This window comes from Cobetia sp. SIMBA_158 (assembly GCF_046566945.1).
In the GTDB taxonomy this organism is placed as follows: Bacteria; Pseudomonadota; Gammaproteobacteria; order Pseudomonadales; family Halomonadaceae; genus Cobetia; species Cobetia amphilecti.
The window spans coordinates 1-253 of sequence record NZ_JAWJYL010000733.1; the positions used below are offsets into that span (position 1 = coordinate 1).

The 253-nt window shown below is 62.8% G+C and carries 1 protein-coding gene; it reads right to left on the minus strand.

Annotated features, from left to right (window positions below; translation table 11 throughout):
• Nucleotides 1–229, minus strand: a 229-nt coding sequence (locus R2R70_RS21745) for a type VI secretion system baseplate subunit TssG (RefSeq protein ID WP_410979159.1), incomplete at its 3' end; no start/stop codon positions are given.
• Nucleotides 230–253: the final 24 nt, after the last annotated feature.

Here is a 253-nt window from a genome sequence, read left to right on the forward strand (position 1 = left end):
GATCGTCATCAGGGCGGTCGAGACTGGCTGTCGCCTGCGCCGACGCCCAGGCGCGGTAGAAGAGCGTGAGTGCCCGATGATGGAAGATGTCGAGGAAATTGCTCAACGTTGGATCCCGACGCAACTCTTCGCGCTCGCGCGCGATCTCCGAGACGTGCAGCGGAAGCGGACCATTCGGCCCGAGCATTCCGAGGCTGTAGAGACGGGTATGCAGGCGTCCTCTCTTCATCTTCGCGTCCGCTATCTCCCTGGG